This window comes from Desulfovibrio sp. OH1186_COT-070 (assembly GCF_003860215.1).
In the GTDB taxonomy this organism is placed as follows: Bacteria; Desulfobacterota; Desulfovibrionia; order Desulfovibrionales; family Desulfovibrionaceae; genus Desulfovibrio.
Genome location: NZ_RQYH01000016.1, coordinates 19,523 through 44,553, shown reverse-complemented (window position 1 = coordinate 44,553; position 25,031 = coordinate 19,523). Strand labels below are relative to the sequence as shown.

Sequence of the window (25,031 nt, the reverse complement as noted above, 5' to 3'; positions counted from 1 at the left end):
TGTCACAAATATCGTGTCGTCGATGTGCGCGCATAGCTTCTCCTGTCATGCAGGAAGAGGTGTTATCATACTATTCATAGTTTGACGACACTATCTAATAGTTTTGATAAAAACGTCAAACGCCGCTGTGAGGCGGCACTTGTAATTGCCTCTGGTATGATTTTAAAGAATGGTCTACTATCTAAACCATAACTGCTCATAGCAAAGCGGTTTTGCTGGCGCAAGAAGTCACGGAAAAGTTATCAGGTCAGCAAAATGTGACCATGAAAGAGGAGGCGTTTTGTGGATGTTAAGATTGAGGATAGCGACTATGAATTTGTACAGCCCTGCCCAATCCGGGACGTGCTTGACCGCATAGGCGACCAGTGGAGTTTGCTGGTTCTGGAAGCGTTGGAGGTAAAAACTCTGCGCTTCAATGCGCTCTCACGTGAGATTGGTGATATTTCCAACTGCGCACGATTTATCCCGAAGTACCGCCGCGTGTAGAGTATCAACTGACGGAGCTTGGCCGTTCTTTTCTTGTACCGATGCAGAAGCTTGTTATTTGGGCGGACACCAATCATCGGGCGGTGTGTGAGGCCAGAGAGCAGTATGTTAAAAAAACGGCTCTAGAAGCCATCCATAATCAAAAAGGTTTGAATTTAGAAATTTTCTAGATAGTGTCGTCAAATTATTGTTGCCCACAATGAGATTCACCTGATTTGCACGGCGGCAAGGAAGGAAAGGCTTCGTTTTGCGTAGCTGAACCAGTTTTGACTTGATCTGACAGCAGTCCCTTGAAAAGGGAAGGGAACTCCGTTTTGATGGCGTGTACACACCACACCCATGCCGCGCCATTCCAGCACTTGCCGGAATGACGCAAGGGACTGAAATCATTTATGGTACCCGGAGCGGGACTTGAACCCGCATGCCAAAGAGGCGAAGGATTTTAAGTCCTTTGTGTCTGCCTGTTCCACCATCCGGGCACAGTCATGCCAAAAGCTCTGTCCGCAAAAGAATATACGATTTCCACTTTTTCGCCGGATTTTTCGGCGGTGTTCAGTCCTGCGTCACAGGCTCACACGCGTTCGCTGCGCTCACGCAGTGCCATTGCCTGAGTCCTCGGGGTGGCTCGCCGGGAACAGGGCGTTCTTCTTCCTGCCAGACGTTTTTGCGCAGCCAGTACACATGCAGGGGGCCAAGGGTCTTGTCCACGCAGAGCAGACGCCCCTGCACGCCCTCGGGCAGCAGGGATGCCATCTCCAGAGCAATTTTGCGGTAGATGTAGAGCCTGTGTCGCTCAAAGGCGCACTGGAACATGAGCGCATCGCCCAGAGGGGTAAAGTCCAGATGCGCGGCTCCGGCCCGTAACAGCAGGTCGCCGATCCGGCTTGTCAGCTCTTCTTCTGCCTGCAAGAGCAACTCGTAGGTCAGGCTGTCGTCATAGGCAAGATGGCCGAAAAGTTCGCTGCGGTTTTTGTCCATGCGGTTTTTTATATGCCAAAGACGGTCTGGAGGCAATCCGGGGCTTTTTGTCCACCTATTTTCCGTGCGCGCGGGCGCAGCATCCTACATATGGAATCCGCATCGTTCACCTGCCTTCTTCCGTGCGCGCGGGTACAGTCGTAGCGGACGGGGCCGACAAGTTCCTGCGGCGTGCAGGCTCTGCCCGGTGACAACCCAAAGGCGACAGCTTGCCTTGACCCGGCGTTGGCCGTACAAAAAAGCGGAGACGCCGTGCGCCTGGCAACAGGGCGCGCAGCATCGGCACAGGAGGAAGCATGACGCCGGGAGACAAGCTGATACTGTCGTTCTGCCGCCTGGGAGTGGCTGGTCTGGATCGTAGCGCGCCGGGAACCTGGGGCACACTGCTGGCCTGCCTGTTGGCCCCCTATGTTTTTTTTCCTCTGCCCCTGGGCTGGCGTATCGTGGTTCTGGCAGGGCTTTTTGTGCTGGGGGGGCTGGCGGCCGGCCGCGCGGAGACGCTGCTGGGCGTCAGAGACCCCGGCGAGATTGTCATTGATGAACTGGTGGGCGTCTGGCTGGTGCTGCTGCCTTTTGCCAAACCGGATTTTTGGCTGGTACTGGCCGCATTCGCTTTTTTTCGCCTGTTCGATATTTTCAAGCCGTGGCCGGTGCGGGCCGCAGAAAACTGGCTGCCCGGCGGTTTCGGCATCATGATCGACGATGTGGTGGCGGGGGGATGGGCCTTGGCGTGCGTGGCCCTGCTGCGCTGGCTGGGGGCACTGCCCGGCGCCTGACGGCCGCCGGGTTTACTTCATGCGGTAGGTGATGCGGCCGCGGGTAAGATCATAGGGCGAAAGCTCCACCTTGACGCGGTCGCCGGGCAGGATGCGGATATAAAATTTGCGCATTTTCCCGGAAATATGGGCCAGCACTTCGTGCCCGTTTTCCAGTTCCACGCGAAACATGGCATTAGGTAGGGCTTCCTGCACAATGCCGTCAACTTCAATAGATCCTTCCTTGGCCATGTGAACTCCGTAAAAAAGTGAACAAGCGGCAGAAAGTTTCACAAAAAAACGGGGTGCTGTCAAGGTGCTCCAGAGCCGCCTTTTGCGCGCCCGCCATGCGTGCCGCGTTTTGCAGGGGCAGAGGAGGAGCGCCACAGCAACCAGATGCCCGCAATGATCAGCGGCAGGCAGAGCACCTGTCCCATGGTCAGCCAGCCCATGGCCAGATAACCCAGGTGCGCGTCGGGCACGCGCACAAATTCCACTCCCGAGCGGAACAGGCCGTACCCCAGGGCAAACAGCCCGGAAACCGCTCCTGTCTTGCGTTTTTTCCCGGAAAATATCCAGAGCAGCGCAAAGAGCACCAGTCCTTCCAGCAGGGCTTCATACAGTTGGGAAGGGTGGCGGGGCAGGGGGCCGCCGCCGGGAAAAACCACGGCCCAAGGCGCATCGCTGACCTTGCCCCACAATTCGGCGTTGATGAAATTCCCCAGGCGCCCGAAAAAGAGTCCTTGGGGGATCAGGGGCGCGATAAAGTCCGATACTTCCAGAAACGTCCTCTTCCGGCTGCGTGCGAAATACCAGAAGGCTGCCAGCACTCCCAGCAATCCTCCGTGGAAGGACATGCCTCCGTTCCAGACGCGCAGAATCTCCATGGGGTCATGAATATAGGCGGGCAGATCGTAAAACAGCACATAGCCCAGCCTGCCGCCCACAATGATGCCGACCATGACACAGGTCAGCAGGTCGTCCACTTCATGGGCTGTCCAGCCGGAACCGGGGCGGCTGGCCCGCCAGCGTCCCAGCCCCCAGCCCAGCGCAAAACCCGCCAGATACATGAGTCCGTACCAGCGCAGTTGCAGGCCGCCGATGGTCAGGGCCACGGGATCAATGGGAAAGATATTCATCGGGTGAAATCCGGTGCCGTAAAAACGCCTCTTTTTCCGCCGCTCTTGTACAACAGGCGCACGTTGCTGATAACAATATCGCGCTGCACGGCCTTGCACATGTCGTAGATGGTGGCGGCGGCAGTCTGCGCGGCCACAATGGCTTCCATTTCCACCCCTGTGGCGCCCACTGTCCGTGCCTCGGCTTCAATGACCACCTGCGGCGGCTCCTGGATCACACGAAAGCGTACATCGGCATGGGTCAGGCTGAGGGGATGACAGAGCGGGATCAGTTCTCCGGTTCGCTTGGCCGCCATGATCCCGGCGATCTTCGCACAGGCAAGCACGTCACCCTTGGGCAGAGCGGCCTTGCGCAGAAGTTCCAGAGTGCCCGGAGCCATCTCCACCACAGCACGGGCAATGGCCACGCGTTCCGTGGAGGGCTTGTGGCTTACGTCCACCATGGTCATGGAACCCTGAGTGTCGAGGTGGGAGAAGGTCTGATCCATTATGTCCTCCGGGTTGGGGAGTGGTCGGAGCTCGGCGCGGCAAGGCTGTTTTGCCGTTCGGAAAAACGGGCAATTTACCGCAGACCCACAAGCCACCGCCAGAGCGCAGGCTCTGAAGGCGGCTGTGGGGGCTGCCAGCGGGGTACGGCGGCGTGGTTAGGAAAATGCAGGGCCTCGCGGACAAGACGCCCGCACTGCCCGTCAGCGTCCGCATGACCTTGGGCAAAAGCTGTTTCGGTCAGAAGGGCGAAAGGCACTTCAGAGCCCGCGCGCGCGGCCATGATTTTGCGAACAAATTTCAGGTTGCTGCCGAAACGTTGGTCGCTGATTTTTGTGTACCGCAAGACGGAGCTGGTGTCAGCCGCCAGAGGTACGCCCGTATCCGGGGGTGGTTCGAGTCCTTCTTCCAGAGGGCTGACCACCGGCAGTAGGGTAAACTCCAGAAAAGCTCCGGCCGTCACGGATTGCCCGGCCAGAGATTTTTCACAGTGGGGCGAAAGTCCTGTGTCTGTTGCTTCGGGGCTGTGGGGGCGGCCCAGCATGTCCAGCCCCTGTGTGTGCACCCGCAGGCCTGCGGAGGTGTTTTCCGCGTACAGCGCGCGCCAGTAGAAGGGAGCCAGGGCATCAGGCAGAATGACAACCCGGCTCACATCCCTGCCTTGGGCAGCCAGGCGGGCTGTAGCCCGTGCCTCGTGGTGGGCGTTGATGGCGATGGAGAAGGCGGGATAGACGAAAAGCCAGGCCAGAACAAGCAGCAGAAGGGTACGCCGTGCGCGCCAGCGCCATATTGCCCAAAGCAGGGGGAGCGTCAGCAGAAAATCGATGATGAAAACGGCGTTGAGGCGTACCCGCAGAGACGAAAAAGGCAGGAAAATCATGGTTCCGTAGGTGGTGATACAGTCAAGCCAGATGTGCAGCAGAACCATGCAGGTCATGAACAGCCAGACCGTGCGCAGCTTCCACCGGCCGGGCGTGCCGTGGCTCTGGAGAGGGCGGGCCGCCAAGGCCAGCAGCAGGCCCAGCAGAGGAGCGAAAAACAAGGAATGGGTGATGCCGCGGTGCAGGAGCAGCAGATTCAGGGGGCTGTTGGCGAACAGCATGTCCACATCCGGGAAAGCGGCTGCCAGGGCGGCCAAAGGTACGGCCCAGCGGGTGGAGGGGCGGCGGGGCATGGCCAGCATGGCTGCCGCGCCGCTGGCGGCGTGAGTAAGCGGATCCATGTCTTACTGCCGGAAAGGGCTGGCCTGACGCGGCACTGCCCGGTATTGCGGGTCTTCGGGGCTGACGGGCGCAAGCCCGTGGACGCGGGCAAAGTGCCGCATGCGCCATTGCTGCATGTTGGCTGTGATATCGGGATGGCTGTAGAGGTAGAGCATGCGCTGTGTTGCCCCTGCGCCGTACACGGGATACCGCAACTGGTCTGCCGTGGAAATGCCTTCGGGGGGGGGCTCCGGGGAGGTGCCTGTGCCGATATCCCTGGGGCCGCAACCGGCCAGCAGGGCGAGCGTCAGCGCGAGGGCGGAAAATGGGGACAGGCCGTAGCGTGCTTTCATGCTTTTTGTATAGCTATGTCCGGCCTGCCCGGCAAGGCGTTTTTTCCTTGTGGAAGGTGGCGGAGTCGGGTAACATATATTTTTGAAGAATGTTTTTCGGAGGCTATATGCGTCCCGCACACTGCGGCATTACTCCCGAAGGCTGGCCCTGCATCGGTCTGACGGGCCTTTCCGCCCTTGTTTTCGCCTGCATTGGCTGCTGGCTTCTGGCAGTGGTTTTTCTGGCCTTGTGCTGGTTCAGCGCGCACTTTTTTCGCGATCCCGAACGCGTTGTGCCCGGCGATCCGGATGTGGCCGTCAGCCCCGCCGACGGCAAGGTCATCCGCATCGAGCGGCGGCCGGATCCTTTCAGCGGCGAATCCCTTTTGTGCATAAGCATTTTCATGAATGTCTTCAGCGTGCATGTGAACCGTTCTCCTGTGGCCGCACGCGTGGAGGATATCCGCTATTTTCCCGGAGCCTTTGTCAATGCCGCCTGGGACAAGGCTTCCACCGACAACGAGCGTTGCGCCTACAGCCTGCGCGACGACAAGGGCAAGTTGTGGAGCATGGTGCAGATCGCCGGGCTTGTGGCCCGTCGTATTGTCTGCCGGGTGGAGCCGGGCGACAGTCTGGATCGGGGCCAGCGGTACGGCATGATCCGCTTTGGCTCGCGGGTTGACCTTTACCTGCCGCAGGGCTATGGTGCTGTGGCCCGCATCGGGCAGCAGGTCTTTGCCGGGCAGAGCATTGTGGCCCGTCCGGAATAGCCGTATTGCCCTTGCCCATGACTCCGGAATCTCCCGGCGCAGAGGCCTTTGCCCAGGTATGACTCAGGAAAGCAAAAAACCGCGTCGCAGCATCTATCTGCTGCCCAACATGATCACCACGTTGAGCATGTTTCTTGGTTTTCTGTCCATAACCTGGGCTGTGCAGGGCCAGTATGAGCCTGCCTGTCTGGCCATCCTGGTTTCTGCCATCATGGACGGTCTGGACGGCAAGGTCGCCCGCATGACCAACACCACCAGCGAGTTCGGCGTGCAGTACGACTCTCTTTCGGATCTGGTGGCGTTTGGCATCGCGCCAGCCATGCTGGCCTGGCAGTGGCAGTTGTCTGCCCTTGGCCGGGTGGGCGTTGCCGCGGCCTTTGCCTATGCCGCGTGCGGAGCCTTGCGCTTGGCGCGTTTCAATGTGAGCACCAGTGCTGCCGGTAAGCGTTTTTTTATCGGCCTTCCCATTCCGGCCGGAGGCTGCACTGTGGTGTGCTTTGTTTTTTTTGCCTCACTTTTTGCCGAAAGCCTGCACTCCCTGCTGCCCTACATGACGCTTGCCCTGACGGTGAGTGTCGGCGTGCTGATGGTCAGCAAGGTGCGCTACTTTTCCTTCAAGGAATATGATTTTTTCCATGCCCATCCCATCCGTGTCATGCTTGCCTTTCTTCTTGTGCTCGGCACGGTGATCTCCGCGCCGCGCTTCATGGGTTTTGTGCTCTGTGCCGCCTATATTGCGGGCGGTCTGGCCTACACCTTTGTCATCCTGCCCCGTCGCAATCGTCAACTGCTACGCGCCCTATCGCCCCAGAGCGAATGAGGCTGCGTAACGGCACGCCGCCCCCAGGGGCGGACTCCCCCGGACAGCCGCTCTTTACGGCGGCCGTTATGCAAAGAACCTTCACCCTTTGCCCGTCAGGGAGTATGCCATGAAAAACCGCGTCTATTTTTTTGACACCACTTTGCGTGACGGCGAGCAGTCGCCCGGCGCAACCATGAATCTGCAGGAAAAGCTCCGTCTGGCCCACCAGCTTGAAGTGCTTGGCGTGGATATCATGGAAGCCGGCTTTCCCGCTTCCAGTCCCGGAGATTTTGAGGCTGTGCGCCGCATTGCCGAACAGGCGAACAATATTCAGGTGGCCGGACTCGCGCGCTGCACTCCCGCAGATATCGACCGCTGCTGGGAGGCCATCAGGGGGGCCAAAAATCCCCGCCTGCACGTTTTTGTGTCCACTTCTCCCCTGCACATGCGTCACAAGCTGCGTAAATCCCCCGATGAGGTCCTGGCTATGGCCGTGACCGGAGTCAGGCGCTGTGCCGCCCTTACGGACAATGTGGAATTTTCTTGTGAAGATTTTTCCCGCTCCGAGGGTGATTTTGTCTGCCGCGTGGTGGAAGCGGCCATCAAGGCCGGGGCCACAACCATCAACCTGCCCGATACCGTGGGTTACGCCGTGCCGGAAGAATTTGCGGCCCGCATCGCATATGTGATCACAAATACGCCCAACAGCGACAAGGCCGTGTTCAGCGTGCACTGCCATAACGATCTGGGACTGGCGGTGGCCAATACGCTGGCGGCTTTCCGGGTGGGGGTGCGCCAGGCCGAGGTCACTCTGGGCGGCATTGGGGAGCGTGCGGGCAATGCCGCTCTTGAAGAGGTGGTCATGAGTCTGCGGGTGCGGCATGACCATTTCGGTCTGGAGCACAATATCGTTACCGAGCAGTTGTATCCCTCGTGTCGCCTGCTCTCCATGACCATCGGCCAGCCCATCCCCCACAACAAGGCCATTGTGGGTGTCAACGCTTTTGCCCACGAGTCGGGCATCCATCAGGACGGTATGCTCAAGCACCGGGAAACTTACGAAATCATGACTCCGGAGTCCGTGGGCCGCACCGAGAGCAGCCTGGTCATTGGCAAGCATTCGGGGCGCAATGCCGTGCGCAACAAGTTCGAGAGCCTGGGCTACAAACTGGATGAAGAACAGCTCAATCTTCTTTTTGAGGCGGTCAAGAAGCTGGCCGACCGCAAAAAGACCCTGCACGACGATGACCTCATGGCGCTGGTGCAGGAAGAAATTTACCGCATGCCGGACCGTATCCGGCTGCGCCATGTGAGTATCCAGAGTTCCGATACGGGCGGGGTCCCGCCCACCGCAGCGGTGATCATGGATGTGGACGGCGTGGAGCGCAGCGGGGCTGGATTCGGCGTGGGGCCGGTGGATGCCCTGTTCAATGTCATTGCCGATATTGTTGGCCGTGAGCCGGAGTTGGAGCAGTACGCCATCAACGCCATCACCGGCGGCACTGATGCCCAGGGCGAGGTGAGCGTACGGCTGCGTGAAGGCAATGTCTATGCTCTCGGGCGTGGAGCCCATCCGGATATTTTTGTGGCCAGCGCCAGAGCCTACGTCAACGCGCTGAACCATCTTTTTGCCAAGGAAGAAGAAGGTCCCCGTCTGCACTGTCAGTTGAACTGATATGCGCAGCCTGTGCGCTTTTTGCGACGCAGCATTGAAGAACGCGGCCTCTGCGCCGCAGAACAGGAGTTTCCCATGCCACAGACGCTTGCGCAGAAAATTTTGCAAGCCCATACCGATGAAGCCATAACCCAGGACGGACAGATTGTCCGTTGCCGTGTTTCTCTGGTGCTGGCCAACGACATCACAGGACCTCTTGCCATCAAATCTTTTCGCGGCATGGGCGCGCAGAAAGTTTTTGACAAGGACAAAATCGCCCTGGTCATGGATCATTTTACTCCCCAAAAGGACATTGACTCCGCCAATCAGGTTCTGATCAGCCGTGCCTTTGCCCGGGAGCAGGGGATCACACACTACTACGAGGGTGGTGATTGTGGTGTGGAGCACACCCTTTTGCCCGAACTCGGCCTGGTGGGGCCGGGGGATCTTGTCATCGGCGCGGACAGTCACACCTGCACCTACGGAGGCATCGGAGCCTTTGCCACAGGCATGGGTTCCACAGACATTGCCGCAGCCATGGCATTGGGAGAAACCTGGCTCAAAACGCCGCCAACCATCCGCGTCATTGTCAAAGGCACGCCGTCTGTGTGGCTGCGCGCCAAGGACATCATGCTCATGCTCATCGGGGAGATCGGCGTGGACGGTGCCCTCTACAAGGCCCTGGAATTCGGGGGGCCTGTCATGGAGGCTCTGGATGTGGAAGGGCGGCTGTGCATGGCCAATATGGCCATTGAGGCAGGGGGCAAAGTGGGGCTTTTCCCTGTGGACGAGGCGACCAATGCGTATTGTACGGCGAAGGGGCGATCCCCTGCTGCTCCGCTGGCTGCGGATCCTGATGCACAGTATGACCGTGTGGTGGAACTGGATGTCAGCGGCAAGGAACCGGTGGTGGCCTGTCCCCACTTGCCTTCCAACGTGAAGCCGGTTTCCGCGGTGCGCGATGTGGCTGTGCAGCAGGTGGTCATCGGCTCCTGCACCAACGGGCGCATCAGCGATATGCGCGATGCCGCGGCCATTCTGCGCGGACGCAAGGTGGCCAAACATCTGCGCTGCATTGTCCTGCCGTCCACGCCTGCTGTCTGGAAGCAATGTCTCCGGGAGGGGCTGCTGGAAATTTTCATGGAAGCGGGCTGCATTGTAGGGACGTGCACCTGTGGCCCCTGCCTGGGGGGGCATACGGGCATTCTGGGCGACGGCGAGCGTGCCGTGGCCACCACCAACCGCAACTTCCGGGGGCGCATGGGCAGCCTGGAGTCCGAGGTCTATCTGGCAAGTCCGGTTGTGGCTGCGGCATCGGCTGTGGCCGGTTGCGTGGCCGGGCCGGATCAGCTGTAGCCTGCCGGGTGCGGCTGCGCGGCTTCGGGCGCAAACTTTCCAAAAGCTTTTGAGGATAGCAAGATGCAGTATACAGGCAAAGCCCACAAGGTGGGCGAGCATATTGATACAGACGCCATCATTCCTGCGCGTTTTCTGGTTACGGCAGATGCCGGGAAACTGGGCGAACATTGTATGGCCGGGCTTGATCCCCACTGGGTCAGCCGGGTGTCCGCAGGCGATATTCTGGTGGCGGGGCGCAACTTCGGTTGCGGTTCCTCGCGCGAGCACGCGCCCCTGGCCATTCTCGGCGCGGGCATGCCCGTGGTTGTGGGGCACAGTTTTGCGCGCATCTTTTACCGCAATGCCTTCAACATGGGCCTGCTGCTCATGGAAGTGGGCGACCAGGTGGATATGATTTTTGACGGCGACCGGCTGGAAATTGATGCTGATCAGGGCGTGGTGCGCAATGCGACCAGGGGTGGAGAAATTGTCTGCCCGCCTTTGCCTGCCTCCATGGCCGCGATTTTGGCAAAGGGCGGTCTGGTAGGGTATGTCAGGGAGCGTCTGGCGGCACAGGGAGCGTAAGCAGCAAACACAACAAGGATATTCTGATGAACAAGACCATCTGCCTGTTGCCCGGTGACGGCATCGGGCCGGAAATTCTGGCGCAGGCCGTGGCGGTGCTTGAGGCCGTGGCAAAAAAATTCGGCCACGAGTTCCGCTTTGAAAGCGCGCTTGTGGGCGGGGCTGCCATTGACGCTGTGGGGGATCCCCTGCCCGAGGAAACCCTGCGTACCTGCCGTCAGGCAGACGCTGTTTTTCTGGCCGCTGTGGGAGGCCCCCGCTGGGACTCCCTGCCGCCGGAGCAACGGCCGGAAAAGGGCCTGCTGCGCATCCGCAAGGAGTTGGGGTTGTTTGCCAATCTGCGCCCGGCCATGCTTTTTCCTGAACTGGCCGGAGCCTGCCTCCTGCGGTCGGACATTGCGGTCAGGGGCCTGGATCTGGTTGTGGTGCGCGAACTGACCGGCGACGTGTATTTTGGCGAGCCGCGCGGAGTGGAAGTGCGCAACGGTCTGCGCACTGGCTACAATACCATGATCTACACCGAGGAAGAAGTCAGGCGCATTGCCTGGGTGGCCTTTGAGACGGCCCGCAAACGTCGCCGCAAGGTGTGTTCCGTGGAAAAGAGCAATGTTCTCGAAGCCTCCCGCCTCTGGAAAGAAGTGGTTCTTGAGGTACACCGCGACTATGCGGATGTGGAGCTGAGCCACATGTATGTGGACAATGCAGCCATGCAGCTTGTGCGTGATCCTGCGCAGTTTGACGTCATTCTGACAGGCAATATCTTCGGCGATATTTTGTCCGATGAGGCGGCTGTCATCACAGGGTCTCTGGGTATGCTGCCGTCTGCCTCCCTGGGAGCCAGTGCGCCGGGACTCTTTGAACCTATCCACGGTTCCGCTCCCGATCTGGCCGGGCAGGACAAGGCCAATCCGCTGGCGACCATCCTTTCGGGGGCCATGCTGTTGCGTCTTGGCTGCGATTTGCCGCAGGAGGCTGAAGCAGTGGAAACAGCCGTGCGCAAAACCTTGGCTGACGGTTTCCGCACGCAGGATATTATGGAGCCGGGCATGAAGGCCGTGGGCTGCAAGGAAATGGGGGCCAGAGTGGTGGAACGCCTGCTCAGTTGAACAGCAGGCTTGAGACTCTTGCTTGCCGTAATGTCCTTCGGGCTGTCCCAGCAGCAAGGAGGAAAGACGCCCGTGTGAACGACTTGCAGCTTGTTTTTTCTGCATCTCAACACAAAAACCCCGACACATTGTCGGGGTTTTTGTGTTGGAAAAAGTCCGGATTCAGCGCGAGCTGTCCAGCACCACCTCTGCTTCGGGGTGGGCCTGCCGCAGTGCTTCGTGCATGGCGGCGGCATCCACAAAAGCACGGAAGGGGCCGACCTTTTCACTGCGGCGTTCTGTTGTATACCGTACAAAATATGCCTGATCTTCCCTGAGGGGGGTGCCTTCGGCATCGCTGACGACTTCCAGGGCCACCTTGCCGATGCCCCGGCTGTCGGCGAGGTCAAGCTGCCGGGCCGCCGCATAGGAGAGATCAATGATGCGGCCGTTGATGTAGGGGCCGCGGTCGGTCACACAGACCATGACGCTCTTGCCATTTTCCTGGTCAGTAACGCGAACAATGGTTCCCATGGGCAAGGTGCGGTGCGCGGCGGTGAAGGTATACATGTCGTAATGGATGCCGCTGGCCGTGGGGCCGCCATGAGCCTTTTCTCCGTACCAGGAGGCGATGCCGGTCATGATCTCACTGTCTTGGGCGCGCTTGAGCCAGAGGTCACGATTGCTGTCACCGGTAGCAGATTTTTTCTTTTTGCCGGAGTGGCTTGTGGCTTTTTTGCTCCTGTCTTTCCGGTTTTCGGACAGGGATTTTTTTTCGGATTTTGCCTTTTGGGAAGTGGCTTTGCTCTTGTGGGACTGCGCGGAAGAAGATTTTTTTCCGGCTTTTTCTTTGGAGGAAGTGCTTGCGGCCATAACGTCTACATTCATGGGCGGAGCCAGCGTCAGGCAAAAGGCCACGGCAAGCGGCAGGAAAAAACGGAGGATATGTTTCACGGTCAATCCTTTGTTGCATGTTGAGAGGCTGTCCGGACACATGCCGGACGAATCGCGCCCGCGATTCTGACCCCAGGAAATCTCGCACCGGCGGCCTGCGGACGCCTTGCGCCGCATCTTCCGCCCGTTTCCGGGGAATGCCTTTTCCTGTTTCCCATACTCCGGAAAAAAGCTGCCTGTCAAATCCCTTTGGCAAGAGGCGGGCTGCGGCGTGCTGCCGGAAATTTCGGGAAACGGATATTGACAGGATACTGTCATCACGATAATTCGTATATCATGATTATCCCCAAAAAACTATCCGTCCCTTGTTGCTGACCTCCGGTTTCAAGGTGGTTTTGCTTGGGGCGGTCAAGCGGGATAGAGCGGCTTTCTTCGAGGAACGGTGCGCCAGCATCAAAACAGGAAAGAACGCCGCGAGGCGGGATTGTGTGTTTGCGGTGGAAATTTTGCAAGGGTGATTTCCCCCCTGTCCGCGTCTTTTTCGACACGGGCGGGGCAAGCAACAGTGCCGGAGAAAACATGCAGAAGCCATGTATGGAAACCGTTCCCGTGCGTGAGGCGGTGGGAACGGTATTGTGCCACGACATCACGCGCATTGTTCCGGGCGAGGGCAAGGGACCGGTTTTTCGCAAGGGCCATGTGGTGCGGGAAGAAGATATCGAAGTTCTCCTGCGCGTGGGCAAGGAGCATCTGTACGTTTTTGAACCCCAACCCGGAATGGTGCATGAGGATGCCGCTGCAGAGCGGATCATTGCCGCCATTGCCGGACGCAACCTGAAAAAAACATCCCCCAAAGAAGGCCGCATTGACCTTGTGGCCTCCTGTGATGGCCTGCTGCGGGTAGAAGCGCGCCAGCTGGCCGCCATCAACAACTTGGGCGAAATTACTGTCGCCACTCTGCACAGCCTGCAATATGTGACCAAAGGGCGTTCTGTGGCCGGAGCCCGCGTGGTTCCCCTGCTCATTGAGGATGCCAGACTGCGGGCGCTGGAAGCACTGGTTGCGGAGCCGATCATCGAAGTGCTGCCCCTGCGCCCGGCGAAGGTGGGTATGGTCACCACCGGCAGCGAGGTATACAGCGGGCGCATCAAGGATGCCTTCGGGCCAGTGTTGCGTGCGAAGTTCGCCGCTCTTGGCTGTACGGTGATGGGGCAAACCATCACCAGCGATGAGGCGGCCATGACAGCGGACGCCATCCGGGATTTTTTGTCCCGTGGTGCGGATATGGTGGTTGTCACGGGCGGGGTATCGGTGGATCCTGATGACCGTACCCCCCTTGCCATACGCCAGGCCGGGGCAAAAATCGTCTGCTACGGAGCGCCTGTCTATCCCGGTGCCATGTTTCTTCTGGCCCATGCCGATGGCGCTGCGGGCCGTGTGCCGGTGCTGGGCTTGCCGGGTTGCGTCATGTACCACAAGACCAGCATTTTTGACCTCATCGTGCCCCGACTGTTGGCCGGTCTTGACGTGACCGTTGCGGATATTGCGTCCCTCGGGCACGGCGGCTTTTGTGCCCAATGCGCGGACTGCCGGTATCCGGTCTGTCCGTTTGGGAAATAGGCAGTTTTTTGTGGAGTCCCGCGCGAGCGGCAATGTCCTCTTACTTCAAGGAAGGGCGGTATGGAAACAAAAACTCTTGTTGTCAACGGTATTCCCCGACGGCTGCTGGTCAACCCGGAAGACACGCTGGTGGATGTGCTGCGCAATCAGTTGCAGCTTGCCAGCGTGAAAGTGGGGTGCGGCAAAGGACAGTGCGGCGCCTGTACCGTCCTTCTGGACGGCAAGGTAAGCCGTTCCTGTATCGTCAAAATGGCCCGCGTTGCCGACAATGCCGCGGTCACCACTCTTGAAGGCATCGGCACGCCCACCGCGCTGCATCCCCTGCAGCATGCCTGGATTTTCCACGGCGGAGCCCAGTGTGGTTTCTGCTCGCCGGGCTTCATCGTCTCCGCCAAGGGGCTGCTGGACGAAAATCCCCGCCCCAGTCGCGCGGACGTACGCGACTGGTTTCAGAGACACCATAACATCTGCCGCTGCACGGGGTACAAACCCTTGGTGGATGCCGTCATGGACGCGGCCGCCGTCATGCGCGGCGACAAAAAACTGGACGATATTATCTTCAAGATGCCCGCCGACGGCCGCATTTGGGGAACCAGCATTCCCCGCCCCAGCGCCGTGGCCAAAGTGACCGGCGTTGCCGAATTCGGAGCGGACGCAGCCCTGCGCATGCCGTCCGACACCCTGCATCTGGCTTTGGCGCAGGCCAAGGTTTCTCATGCCAATATCAAGGGCATCGACACTTCCGAGGCCGAAAAAATGCCCGGCGTATATCGCGTGTTGACCCACAAGGATGTGAAGGGCAAAAACCGCATTACCGGGCTCATCACTTTCCCCAGCAACAAGGGCGATGGGTGGGAACGCCCCATCCTCAATGACAAGAAAGTATTCCAGTACGGCGATGCTCTGGCTATCGTCTGTGCCGACTCCGAGCGCAATGCCCGTGCGGCGGCCGAAAAGGTAAAGTTCGACCTGGAACTCCTGCCCGAATACATGAGCGCTCCCGAAGCCATGGCGCCGGACGCCATGGAAATCCATCCGGGTACGCCCAACGTCTATTATGACCAGTTGGAAGAAAAAGGCGCGGACACCAAACCCTTCTTTGACGATCCCGCAAATGTGGTGGTGGAGGGCAGCTACTACACGCAGCGTCAGCCGCACCTGCCGATTGAGCCTGACGTGGGCTATGGCTACATCAACGACAAGGGGCAGGTGGTCATTCACTCCAAGTCGGTGGGCATCCATCTGCACGCCCTGATGATCGCGCCGGGTCTGGGCCTGGAATTTCCCAAGGATCTGGTGCTGGTGCAGAATACCACCGGCGGCACCTTCGGTTACAAATTCAGCCCCACAATGGAAGCTCTCGTCGGAGTGGCCGTTATGGCCACAGGGCGTCCCTGCCATCTGCGCTACGATTATGAGCAGCAACAGAACTACACCGGCAAGCGTTCGCCTTTCTGGACGACCGTGCGTTATGCCGCCAACAGGCAGGGCAAGATTCTCGCCATGGAAACGGACTGGACTGTGGATCACGGCCCCTATTCCGAATTCGGCGACCTGCTCACCCTACGCGGTGCCCAGTATATCGGCGCGGGATACGGCATTGCCAATATTCGCGGGCACGGGCGTACCGTGGCCACCAACCACTGCTGGGGCGCGGCCTTCCGGGGTTACGGCGCGCCGGAATCGGAGTTTCCTTCCGAATCGCTCATGGACGAGCTTGCGGAAAAGCTGGGCATGGATCCCTTTGATCTGCGGGAGCTGAACTGCTACCGGGAGGGTGACACCACGCCCACCGGACAGACCCCCGAAGTCATGAGCCTGCCGGAAATGTTCAAGGCCATGCGCCCCTACTATGAGGACGCCAAAAAGCGCGTCAAGGCAGCTTCCACCGATGCGGTGAAGCGCGGCGTGGGCGTGGCTCTGGGCGTATACGGCGCGGGCCTGGACGGCCCGGATACCTCAGAAGCCTGGGTGGAACTGGATCCCGATGGCGGCGTTACTGTTGGAAACTCTTGGGAGGACCACGGCCAGGGCGCGGACTCCGGCTCTCTGGGCACAGCCCACGAAGCCCTGCGCCCGTTGGGCGTTACGCCCGACAAAATCCGCCTGATCATGAACGACACCAGCAAGACGCCCAATTCCGGGCCGGCCGGCGGGTCACGCTCACAGGTGGTCACGGGCAATGCCATCCGCGTGGCCTGTGAGCAACTTCTGGAAAGCATGCGCAAGCCCGGCGGCGGCTTTTTCTCCTACGATGAAATGAAGGCCGCGGGCAAACCCCTGCGCTATGAGGGCAAGTGGAGTGCTCCAGCCAAGGACTGCGATGCCAAGGGGCAGGGAGAACCCTTTGCCTGCTACATGTATGGCCTGTTCCTGGCTGAGGTGGCCGTGGAAGTGGCCAGCGGCAAAACCACTGTGGAAAAGCTTGTCTGCGTGGCTGACATCGGCACCCTGTGCAACAAACTGACAGTTGACGGGCAGATTTACGGCGGTATGGCCCAAGGCGTGGGTCTGGCTCTGTCTGAAGACTATGAGGATCTCAAAAAACACAGCACCCTTGGCGGCGCTGGCGTGCCTGGCATCAGGATGATTCCTGATGACATGGAGGTTGTCTATGTGCAGACTCCGCGCAAGGACGGGCCTTTCGGCGCGTCGGGCGTGGGAGAACTGCCGTTGACGGCACCGCACCCGGCCATCATCAACGCCATCTACAACGCGTGCGGCGCGCGTGTGCGGCATTTGCCCGCGCGCCCCGAAAAGGTTCTGGAAGCCATGCCCAAGTAGCGTCCCTGCAAAGCGGCGATCCGGAGAGCCAAAATGTTCTCCGGATCGCCGGATACGGGAGAAGCGCCTGCCATGATGGATCAGGACAGTCTGCGCGAAATCGAGTCGCGCTGCACCCAGGAGAGTCCGCCGCGTTGCCGCGCGGCCTGCCCTTTTGATCTGGACGCGCGTGCCTTTCTGGCCCGCATGGCCGAAGGAAAAACGGGTGAGGCCCGCAAACTGCTGGAGCGCCACCTGCCCCTGCCGGGCATCCTTGCCCGCATCTGCGATCATCCCTGTGAAGATGCTTGCCTGCGCCGTGATCTTGGCGGCAGCGTGGCTCTGCACGGGCTGGAACTGGCCTGCATGCGGGCTGCGGGCAGCCGGGAGCGGACCTTGCCCCTGCCGCCCAAGCGTTTTCGCATGGCTGTCGTCGGTGCCGGGTTGGCCGGTCTGGCGGCTGCCTGGGATTTGGCCCGCAAAGCCTATCCCGTTACGGTGTTTCATGCAGGAGAGCCTTGGCAGGCATTGCTGTCGCGCTGGCCTCAGCTTGGCCTGGAAGGCGCGGCCGGGGATCTTCTGGCCGGAGATATGGAGGAGCTTTCCTGGAAAAAAGTGTCCTTCCAGCAGGCGGAGAGCGACAGCGCGCTGCTGGAGCGGCTGTCCGTAGACTATGATGCTGTGCTGCTGGACGCGGACGCCGCTTGCGGCCTTGCGCCGGAAGAAAGCCATGTCGATGCGGAAACTCTTGTCTGGCGCGACAATATCTGCTGTGCGGGCTGGCTGGACAGCACGCTCACGGGGCATACCTTTGCCTCGCCGTCCCGGCAGGCGGGACAGGGCAGGCAGGCCGCGCAGAGTATGGAGAGGCTGGCGGGCAAACTTTCCCTGACTGCCGGGCGCGGGCGCGCGCAAGGGCGGCTGCATACGGATGTGGCGGGCATTGCACCTGTTCCCCGCGTGGAACCGGCACTCGCCACAGACGGCGAGGGCTTGTACTCTCCGGAGGAGGCAGCGGCCGAGGCCCGGCGTTGTTTGCAGTGCGAGTGCATGATCTGTGTGCGCCAGTGCGTATACATGCAGAAATACGAAGGTTATCCGCGTCTGTACGCGCGGCAGGTGCACAACAACGCGTCCATCGTCAAGGGCTTGCATACGGCCAATGCCCTTGTCAACGGCTGCTCGCTGTGCGGGCAGTGCACCGAATTGTGCCCTGAAAATTTTTCCATGGCCGAGCTTTGCCTTGCCGCACGCGAGGACATGGTGGAGCGCGGCTATATGCCGCCTTCGGCCCACGAGTTCGCTCTGGAGGATATGGAAAACGCCTCCGGGCCGGACTGCTCCCTTGTCCTGCCGGACAGCAGCGTACCGGACGCGCCTTCCTGGTTGTTTTTCCCCGGCTGCCAGATGGCAGCTTCGCGCGGCGCACAGCTTGCGGAACTGTATGGCTGGTTGCGCGAATCCTTGGGCCGTGGCGATACGCCGGGTGTGGCGCTCATGCTTTCCTGTTGTGGCATTCCCGCCCGCTGGGCCGGGAGAAAACGCCTTTTCGGAGAGCATATGGCCAGATTGCGGGCAGTATGGAAAAACTTGGGGCAGCCGCGGATCATGGCCGCCTGCGCTTCCTGCCTTGCGGCTTTTCGTGAAGGGTTCCCCGAAGCGCAGGCCATATCCGTATGGGAAGTCATGGATGGCATGGACATCTCCGGTCTGCGCCTGCGTGGCACTGCCGCAAATTCGCCGGACCTGCCTCCTGTTTTTTCCCTCCACGATCCCTGCACAGCCCGTCACGACGCGTCTTGGCTGGCCTCTGTGCGCAGCCTGGTTGCCAAGGCCGGAGTTGCGGTGGAAGAACCCGCTTTTTCGGGAACAACCACGGCCTGCTGCGGATACGGGGGGCTGGTGTGGTGCGCGCAACCGCAACTGGCTGCGGCCATGAGCGCCCATCGGGCCGCAGCCATGGCGCATCCGGGGCTGGCCTCGTGCGTCATGTGTCGTGACCGCCTGGCCGCTGGCGGCAAAGCGTGCTGGCATGTGCTGGACATATTGCTGCCCGGCGTTGCAGCGCCTTCCGGCGAAGTTGCGGGTCCGGGACTCTCCGCGCGGCGGGCCAACAGGGCGGCCCTGCGTCGGTTTTTGCTGGCGCAGCACGGCGAAGCGGAAGCAGGGCAGGAAGTTTCGCCCTGTGTCCTCGGCCTTGCTCCGGGGCTGCTGGAGCGCCTGGAGTCCCGGCACATTCTTCTTTCTGATGTGGAAGCTGCCGTGGCCGGGGTCGAGGCTGGCGGCCAGAATTTTGAAAACGTGGAAACAGGCCGCCTTCTCGGTTCGTGGCGTCCGCGCAATGTGACGTTCTGGGTGGAATATGAGCGGCGTGACGGCGCGCTGGTACTGCACGATGCCTGGTCGCACCGCATGACTGTTCCCGGTTCCGGCGGACACACCGGCGGGGCTGCCAGCGCCTGCTGTACGGACGGCGGCTTGGGAGAACTGCCATGAGCATGGAACCGAGCTACGCACCGGATGGCGGAACATGGGTTTGCGGGCGTTGCCGCGTGCCTCTGGAGCAGATCAAAACATCTGTTGCTTATCTCAACAGCTCTTTTGACGTTCTGCTTCCTTCCTGTCCGCAGTGCGGGCTGACGCTGGTGCCAAAATCCCTGGCAGAAGGAAAAATGCGGGAAGTGGAGGCCCTGCTGGAGGACAAATGAACGCGTTATGGGAACAGCCGGACTTTCGCGCCGTAGCCGGGGATGCATGGCGTCCCGGCGGTCTTGCCCTGACGCGTCGCTCTCTGGACTGGTGTGCGGCTCACGGCCTGTTGCCGCCCACCGCGTTGGCGGTGGATATGGGCTGCGGGGCCGGAGCCACTTTGCAGCTTCTGGCCGCGCGGGGCTTGCGGGCCGTGGGAGTGGACAGGGAGCCTGCGCCGCCCGGAGCAGCCGTTGGGGCCGGAGCTGGTTTTCGTATACGCGCCGATGTGGCACACCCGCCGCTGGCCGCAGGGTGCGCGGACATTGTTCTTCTGGAATGCGTGTTGTCGCTTCTGCCAGAACCTCTCGTTGCGCTGCGCGCGGCGTGGGCGGTTTTGAAGGCGGGCGGCATTTGCCTGATGGGAGATGTCACGCTGCGTGATGGCGCGCTGTGCGGGGACAGGAAGGGGGACTCCTGCCTGTCCGGCGCGCGGCCCGGAGATATGTGGGCCGAAATGCTGGAAACAGCGAACTTTCGCATCCTTCTGCATGAGGATCACAGCCGCGCCCTGGCGGAACTGGCCGCGCGCCTGTGCTGGTATGGCGCAGTCGCGCCGGGCGGAAATGATCCGGAAAGGCATGCCTTGGGCGGCATGTGTTCCTGCGAAACTTTTCTTCCGCGCCGCCGTTATGGTTACGGGCTGTGGATCGCCCGCAAGGAGGCCGTATGCACCCCATGATGCTGGAACTGCTGCCGTGGGTACGTCAGGGATATTGTTGCAGCCAGTTGTTGCTGCTGCTCATGCTGCGGATCATGGATCAGGAAAGCGCCCCTGTGGTGCGGGCCGCGCAAGGGCTGTGCCACGGCATCGGCCAGTCCGACGGCCCCTGCGGCTTGCTGACAGGAGGGGCTTGCGCTCTTTCGCTGGCGGCGGGCAAGGGCGCGGAAGGGGAGGAAGCTCACCCCCTGTTTGTGCCCCTGCTACACGACTATGCCGCATGGTTTGAGGAGCGCACTGCGCCGTACGGCGGCCAGCGTTGCGGGCAGGTGGCCGCCGGTCTGGGGGCTGCGTCCGATGGCTTGCCCGATCCCGCGGCCTGCGGAAATCTGCTGGCCGAATGCTGGGAAAAAATTGTGGAGCTTGTTGAGACCTATGATGTGGATCTGAGCGGGAAAGCGTGATGTTGCGTCGTACCCGGAGCCTCTGCCCTGTCTGTTTGCGGCGTTTGGACGCCGTGTACGAGCGCGATGCCGCCACGCATACTGTAGTGCTGCGCAAAGTCTGTCCGGAGCACGGTGTGTTTTGCGTCCCCGTATGGTCTGAACCGGAGCAGGGCGGTATTCCTGTGCCCGATTTTGCAGACTGGTCGCGCCCCAAAACGCCTTCCCGCCCAAAGCACCCGGCCACGGCCGTCAGAAAGGGCTGCCCCTTTGATTGCGGCCTGTGCCCGGAGCACGGGCAGCACACCTGCACCGGCCTTGTGGAAGTAACCCTGCGCTGTGACATGGCCTGCCCCGTATGCTATGCCAAAGCAGGCGAACAAACTGTGCCTCCAGATCCTGCCCCGGAGAACATAGCAGCGCGCATGGATGCCCTGCGGAGCATGTCCGGACCCTGCAACCTCCAGATTTCCGGCGGCGAGCCTACGGTGCGCGAAGACCTGCCTTCCCTTGTGGCTCTGGCCAGGGAGCGCGGCTTCGGTTTGGTGCAGCTCAATACCAATGGCCTGCGTCTGGCGCGCGAGCCGGAATACGCGGCCTTGCTGCGTGATGCGGGCCTGGATTCCGTGTATCTGCAATGGGACGGCGCAGGCGATGCATCCTTTGCCGCCCTGCGCGGACAGGCCTGTCTGGATTTCAAGCGGCGCGCCGTGGAAAACTGCGCGCGGGCGGGCCTTGGCGTGGTGCTGGTGGCCACTCTGGTGCGCGGCGTCAATGACGGAGAAGTGGGGGATCTTCTGCGGCTGGCCCTGCGGCTGGGACCGGCGGTGCGCGGCCTGCATTTTCAGCCTGCGGCCTTTTTCGGGCGTTACCCCTGGCATCTCATGGACGCGCCGCGCCTGACCCTGCCCGAAGTCATGGCCGCACTGGCAAGCCAGGCTCCGGAATTTGTCAGCCCCGGCCACCTGCACCCGCCGGGCTGCGAGCACGAGCTGTGCTCCTTCAGCGCGGTATATCGCCGTGTGGAGTGGGAGCATGGTCCCGGTCTTGAGCCTGTATCCAGCCCTGCTGCCTGTTGCCCTTCTCCTGCCCTCCGGACGGTTCCTCCTTCTGCTGCCGAAGGCGCACGCGCGGCCCGGCAGTTTGTGGCCCTGCACTGGAACAGCGCAGGCAGGGAGTCGGGGAAAAGCGGCATCGCGGACGGCTTTGACCGCTTTCTGGCCCAGGCCGGAGCGGAGCAGAGGTTCACTCTTTCGGGCATGGCTTTTCAGGATGCCCTGAGTTTGGATCTGGCCCGTGTGCGCGGCTGCTGCATCCATGTGGCGCGGGCCGATGGCCGCCTCATTCCCTTTTGTCTGCATAATCTCACGTCGGCCGACGGCATGCGGCTGCACGGGGATTTTTCATGAGCGGCACATGGCCGCAAGCAGGTTTTTTCGCCTGCGAGCTGGACGCCTGGCTGGCGGCCTCCTGCGGCGTCCGTTCTCCGCAGTCTTTGGCCCGTGGTCTGGCCAGGGAACAGTGGGCTGCTCTGGCCCGAACCCTGCGCCGGGCTGCCGCGCACAGTGCCCTTTATGCCCGGCGGTTGCGGGGCTGCAACCTCTCTCCCCCGGGGCCGGAGGAACTGGCGGCATTGCCCTTCACCACGGCGGACGACCTGCACCCTTGGGAAAATATTCTCTGTGTGCCGTTGGGCGAGGTGGAGCGTATGGTCACGCTGCGCACATCCGGCACCACAGGGCATCCCAAGCGGCTGGCCTTCACCGCAAAGGATCTGGCGCGAACGCGGGATTTTTTCGCCGTGGGCATGGCCCGTCTGGTGCAGCCCGGACAGCGGCTTGCCGTGCTCCTGCCCGGCGCGCAACGTCCCCACAGCGTGGCCGATCTGCTGCGGCAGGCTCTGGAACCCGGAGGCGTGGAGGTGCTTTCTCCTCCGCCGGAATGCCTGAAAGCGGGACAGGAGGCGTGTTTGGCGGAGAGCCTGCTGCGGGCCGACCCGCACTGTCTTGTCGCCCTGCCCGCGCAACTGGCCCGTTTGCCGGATTTTTTGCCGGAGGGGCTGCCGCGCCTTGCGGGCATACTGTCCAGCGGCGAGCCATTGCCGCCGGAAACAGCGGCAAAAATCCGCGCGTGCTGGAAGTGTGAGCTTCTGGATCATTATGGCCTTACCGAAACCGGTTATGGCTGCGCTGTGGAATGTCCCGCCCACAATGGCCGCCACCTGCGCGCTCTGGACGTGCTGGTGGAAATTGTGGACACGGTCCACGGCCGCGTCCTGCCGTGGGGGGAAGAAGGGGAAGTTGTCGTGACCACCCTGAACCGGGAGGCCATGCCCCTCATACGGTACCGCACGGGTGACGTGGCTTCCCTGCTGCCCGGACCCTGTGCGTGCGGCAGCCCGCTGCCGCGCCTGGGGCCTGTGGCAGGGCGCATTGTTCGTGACGGGCCGCAGGGCAGGTCGCGCATTGTCGCATACGCCAAGGGAGGCGCATGACCGGGGTGGACTGCGGACGAACGTCCGTTCTCATTCTGGCCGCAGGCAAGGCCGAGCGCATGGGCCGCGTCAAGGCGCTGCTCCCCTTGCCCCTGTTGCCGGGCGGTGTTGCATGTTCCACCTTGGCGGGGCTGGCCCGGCTGTACCGTGCGTGCGGGCTGGAAGACATTACCGTGGTCAGCGGATTTCATGCCACTCTGGTGGAGGAAGAGGCCGCAGCTCTGGGGCTGGCCGTGGTGCGCAATCTTCATCCGGAGGCGGGCATGTTTTCCTCGGTGCGCGCCGGTTTTGCGGCGTTGGCAAAGCGCGGCGGCGTGGAAAGAATTTTTGTGCAGCCTGTGGATATTCCCTTGGTGCGCCCCCTGACGGTCATGGCTCTGCTGGATGCGGCAGATGAAGAAAAAAGCAGAAATTTGCCTGCTTCTCCGGTTCTTGTGCCCGCCTTCTCCGGCGATAAAGGCCATCCGCCCCTGGTTGGTGCACAGTGCTTCCGCCGTATTCTGGAGCATGACGGCCGGGGCGGGCTGCGCACAGCTCTGGCGGGATTGGCCCAGCGCGTGGTGGATGTGCCCGATGCCCTGATTCTGGAGGATATGGACACTCCTGTGGAGTATGAGCGCCTGCGCGGACAGGCGCGCTGGCACGAAGCTCTGTCGCCTGACGAAGCACATGCCTTGTTGCGTCTGCGCCGTATACCGGAAAAAGGCCTGCGGCATGCCCGTGCCGTGGGTGCGGTGGCCGCCCGCCTGGCGCATGCGTTAGAGAAAAGCCGTAAAGACCGGGGGCTTGCCGCAAGCTGCTGTGCGCGGCTGGCAATGGCCGGAGGATTGCTGCACGACATCTGCAAAGGGGAGCCGCACCATGAGGCGGCGGGCGGCAAATTGCTGGAAAGCCTGGGCCTGCCGGTCATGGCAGAGCTGGTGCGTGACCACCGTGATCTTGTCCTGCCGGAGGAAGCGCCCTTTGCGGAGCGGGAACTCGTCTATCTGGCGGACAAATATTGTCGGGGCGACTCTTTTGTTCCCCTGGAAATCCGTTTCGGGCAAAAGTTGGAGCAGTATGCCAACGATGCCGAAGCCTGCGCCGCCATTACCGGCCGCTTGGAACGGGCGCAGCGTATGGAGGCGCGCTTTGCACGGGAAACGGGAATCCCGCCAGCAACCCTGGCCCGTGCGGCGCTGGAAAGCGGGGAGGAAGCGGCATGAGCGGCGTCTGGCTGGTGCGGCATGGGGCTGTATCTGCCGATCCTTTGCGCCGTATGGTCGGCACGCAGGATATCCCCCTGAGTGAAGCAGGGCGCGCGCAGGTGCGAAAACTGGCGGCTTCCTTCATGCCGCTGCTGCGGCATGGCCTGGGGGCTGTCATCACGTCAGATCTGGAGCGTTGCCGCCATACGGCCTCCCTTTTGCTGGAAGGCTGGACGCCGCATCCTCCTGTACATGCGGACGCGGATCTGCGCGAAATATGCCTCGGCCAGTGGCAAGGGCTGTCCCGCGCGGATATTGCCAGCCGCTGGCCTGGCGCGCATGAAGCCCGCGGGCTGGACATGGCCTCTTTTGTGCCGCCGGGCGGGGAAAGCTTTCGCATGGTTCAGCGCCGCGCCCTGCATGCTGTGGTCCGCTGGCGACAGCGGTATGAGGGCGTTTTGCTGCTGGTCACGCACGCGGGAGTCATGCGCGCACTTCTGGCGCACTGGCTGGCGCTGCCGCTCGCAGATGTGCTGCGCATCCCTGCAGGCTACGCCTGCCACTGTTTTTTGCCGGGCTGGCAGGACGGCACATGAGCAATTCCCTCTC

The 25,031-nt window shown here is 61.4% G+C and carries 26 protein-coding genes and 1 tRNA gene; 19 read left to right on the top strand and 8 right to left on the bottom strand.

Features of this window, described 5'->3' with window-relative positions:
- Positions 1–282 precede the first annotated feature (282 nt).
- Together EII23_RS13150 and EII23_RS13625 are read left to right on the top strand one after the other, a co-directional pair.
- Complete coding sequence (locus EII23_RS13150) at positions 283–486, top strand: helix-turn-helix domain-containing protein (RefSeq protein ID WP_221620372.1); 204 nt, start codon at positions 283–285, stop codon at positions 484–486.
- Positions 450–656: a winged helix-turn-helix transcriptional regulator gene (locus tag EII23_RS13625; RefSeq protein WP_221620374.1), complete on the top strand. Its 207-nt coding sequence runs from the start codon at positions 450–452 to the stop codon at positions 654–656. Before EII23_RS13150 ends, EII23_RS13625 begins: the two co-directional genes overlap by 37 nt.
- Positions 657–879: 223 nt before the next feature.
- On the opposite strand, the gene EII23_RS07105 is transcribed toward EII23_RS13625, so the two are convergent.
- A tRNA-Leu gene (locus tag EII23_RS07105) sits at positions 880–965 on the bottom strand.
- Between the two features lie 73 nt (positions 966–1,038).
- Positions 1,039–1,464 (bottom strand): hypothetical protein, encoded by a 426-nt coding sequence (locus EII23_RS07100; protein ID WP_124792693.1) that lies wholly within the window; start codon positions 1,462–1,464, stop codon positions 1,039–1,041.
- Between the two features lie 296 nt (positions 1,465–1,760).
- On the opposite strand from EII23_RS07100, the gene EII23_RS07095 reads away from it, so the two are divergent.
- Positions 1,761–2,240, top strand: coding sequence for a phosphatidylglycerophosphatase A (locus tag EII23_RS07095; protein WP_124792692.1), 480 nt, complete (start codon positions 1,761–1,763; stop codon positions 2,238–2,240).
- A gap of 12 nt (positions 2,241–2,252) precedes the next feature.
- Here EII23_RS07095 and infA read toward each other — a convergent pair whose 3' ends face one another.
- The 5 genes from infA to EII23_RS07070 form a co-directional block, all read right to left on the bottom strand.
- Positions 2,253–2,471: a translation initiation factor IF-1 gene (gene infA / locus EII23_RS07090; RefSeq protein ID WP_124792691.1), complete on the bottom strand. Its 219-nt coding sequence runs from the start codon at positions 2,469–2,471 to the stop codon at positions 2,253–2,255.
- Between the two features lie 59 nt (positions 2,472–2,530).
- Complete coding sequence (lgt, locus tag EII23_RS07085; protein WP_124792690.1) at positions 2,531–3,358, bottom strand: prolipoprotein diacylglyceryl transferase; 828 nt, start codon at positions 3,356–3,358, stop codon at positions 2,531–2,533.
- Positions 3,355–3,846: a cyclic pyranopterin monophosphate synthase MoaC gene (gene moaC, locus EII23_RS07080; protein WP_124792689.1), complete on the bottom strand. Its 492-nt coding sequence runs from the start codon at positions 3,844–3,846 to the stop codon at positions 3,355–3,357. The genes lgt and moaC overlap by 4 nt, the downstream gene beginning before the upstream one ends.
- 74 nt (positions 3,847–3,920) lie before the next feature.
- On the bottom strand, positions 3,921–5,066 hold the full coding sequence (locus EII23_RS07075) for a metal-dependent hydrolase (protein WP_124792688.1): 1,146 nt from the start codon (positions 5,064–5,066) through the stop codon (positions 3,921–3,923).
- A 3-nt stretch (positions 5,067–5,069) separates the two neighbouring features.
- Positions 5,070–5,399, bottom strand: coding sequence for a chemotaxis protein (locus tag EII23_RS07070; protein ID WP_124792687.1), 330 nt, complete (start codon positions 5,397–5,399; stop codon positions 5,070–5,072).
- A gap of 107 nt (positions 5,400–5,506) precedes the next feature.
- Here EII23_RS07070 and EII23_RS07065 point away from each other — a divergent pair, with 107 nt between their 5' ends.
- The 6 genes from EII23_RS07065 to leuB all read left to right on the top strand — a co-directional run bounded on the left by EII23_RS07065 (position 5,507) and on the right by leuB (position 11,633).
- Entirely contained in the window at positions 5,507–6,148 is a 642-nt protein-coding gene (locus EII23_RS07065; protein WP_124792686.1) for a phosphatidylserine decarboxylase family protein, read from the top strand.
- 58 nt (positions 6,149–6,206) lie between these two features.
- Positions 6,207–6,968, top strand: coding sequence for a CDP-diacylglycerol--serine O-phosphatidyltransferase (gene pssA / locus EII23_RS07060; protein WP_124792685.1), 762 nt, complete (start codon positions 6,207–6,209; stop codon positions 6,966–6,968).
- 109 nt (positions 6,969–7,077) lie between these two features.
- Positions 7,078–8,625: a 2-isopropylmalate synthase gene (locus EII23_RS07055; RefSeq protein WP_124792684.1), complete on the top strand. Its 1,548-nt coding sequence runs from the start codon at positions 7,078–7,080 to the stop codon at positions 8,623–8,625.
- A 75-nt stretch (positions 8,626–8,700) separates the two neighbouring features.
- Positions 8,701–9,960: a 3-isopropylmalate dehydratase large subunit gene (locus EII23_RS07050; RefSeq protein ID WP_124792683.1), complete on the top strand. Its 1,260-nt coding sequence runs from the start codon at positions 8,701–8,703 to the stop codon at positions 9,958–9,960.
- A gap of 63 nt (positions 9,961–10,023) precedes the next feature.
- Positions 10,024–10,527, top strand: coding sequence for a 3-isopropylmalate dehydratase small subunit (locus EII23_RS07045; RefSeq protein WP_124792682.1), 504 nt, complete (start codon positions 10,024–10,026; stop codon positions 10,525–10,527).
- Positions 10,528–10,553: 26 nt separating this feature from the next.
- Positions 10,554–11,633: a 3-isopropylmalate dehydrogenase gene (gene leuB / locus EII23_RS07040; RefSeq protein ID WP_124792681.1), complete on the top strand. Its 1,080-nt coding sequence runs from the start codon at positions 10,554–10,556 to the stop codon at positions 11,631–11,633.
- A 162-nt stretch (positions 11,634–11,795) separates the two neighbouring features.
- On the opposite strand, the gene EII23_RS07035 is transcribed toward leuB, so the two are convergent.
- Positions 11,796–12,566 carry a septal ring lytic transglycosylase RlpA family protein gene (locus EII23_RS07035; RefSeq protein WP_260424632.1) on the bottom strand — a complete coding sequence of 257 codons (771 nt, stop codon included), beginning with the start codon at positions 12,564–12,566 and terminating at the stop codon, positions 11,796–11,798.
- Between the two features lie 534 nt (positions 12,567–13,100).
- Here EII23_RS07035 and EII23_RS07030 point away from each other — a divergent pair.
- The 10 genes from EII23_RS07030 to EII23_RS06985 are packed head-to-tail and all read left to right on the top strand — an operon-like array spanning position 13,101 to position 25,018.
- Positions 13,101–14,126: a molybdopterin-binding protein gene (locus EII23_RS07030; protein WP_409360231.1), complete on the top strand. Its 1,026-nt coding sequence runs from the start codon at positions 13,101–13,103 to the stop codon at positions 14,124–14,126.
- A gap of 60 nt (positions 14,127–14,186) precedes the next feature.
- A complete protein-coding gene (locus tag EII23_RS07025; protein WP_124792679.1) occupies positions 14,187–16,910 on the top strand; it encodes a molybdopterin-dependent aldehyde oxidoreductase in 2,724 nt (907 codons plus the stop codon).
- Positions 16,911–16,943: 33 nt separating this feature from the next.
- Complete coding sequence (locus tag EII23_RS07020; RefSeq protein WP_260424631.1) at positions 16,944–19,385, top strand: pyridine nucleotide-disulfide oxidoreductase/dicluster-binding protein; 2,442 nt, start codon at positions 16,944–16,946, stop codon at positions 19,383–19,385.
- Positions 19,382–19,597 carry a DVU_1557 family redox protein gene (locus EII23_RS07015; protein WP_124792678.1) on the top strand — a complete coding sequence of 72 codons (216 nt, stop codon included), beginning with the start codon at positions 19,382–19,384 and terminating at the stop codon, positions 19,595–19,597. Before EII23_RS07020 ends, EII23_RS07015 begins: the two co-directional genes overlap by 4 nt.
- On the top strand, positions 19,594–20,319 hold the full coding sequence (trsM, locus tag EII23_RS07010; protein ID WP_124792677.1) for a DVU_1556 family methyltransferase: 726 nt from the start codon (positions 19,594–19,596) through the stop codon (positions 20,317–20,319). The genes EII23_RS07015 and trsM overlap by 4 nt, the downstream gene beginning before the upstream one ends.
- The gene (locus tag EII23_RS07005) at positions 20,307–20,762 is read left to right on the top strand and encodes a DVU_1555 family C-GCAxxG-C-C protein (protein ID WP_124792676.1); all 456 of its coding nucleotides are present in this window, start codon (positions 20,307–20,309) and stop codon (positions 20,760–20,762) included. The genes trsM and EII23_RS07005 overlap by 13 nt, the downstream gene beginning before the upstream one ends.
- A complete protein-coding gene (gene trsS / locus EII23_RS07000; protein WP_409360230.1) occupies positions 20,762–22,150 on the top strand; it encodes a radical SAM (seleno)protein TrsS in 1,389 nt (462 codons plus the stop codon). Before EII23_RS07005 ends, trsS begins: the two co-directional genes overlap by 1 nt.
- The gene (locus EII23_RS06995) at positions 22,147–23,235 is read left to right on the top strand and encodes a DVU_1553 family AMP-dependent CoA ligase (protein ID WP_124792674.1); all 1,089 of its coding nucleotides are present in this window, start codon (positions 22,147–22,149) and stop codon (positions 23,233–23,235) included. The genes trsS and EII23_RS06995 overlap by 4 nt, the downstream gene beginning before the upstream one ends.
- Entirely contained in the window at positions 23,232–24,440 is a 1,209-nt protein-coding gene (locus EII23_RS06990; RefSeq protein WP_124792673.1) for a DVU_1551 family NTP transferase, read from the top strand. Before EII23_RS06995 ends, EII23_RS06990 begins: the two co-directional genes overlap by 4 nt.
- Positions 24,437–25,018: a histidine phosphatase family protein gene (locus tag EII23_RS06985; RefSeq protein ID WP_124792672.1), complete on the top strand. Its 582-nt coding sequence runs from the start codon at positions 24,437–24,439 to the stop codon at positions 25,016–25,018. Before EII23_RS06990 ends, EII23_RS06985 begins: the two co-directional genes overlap by 4 nt.
- Positions 25,019–25,031 lie beyond the last annotated feature (13 nt).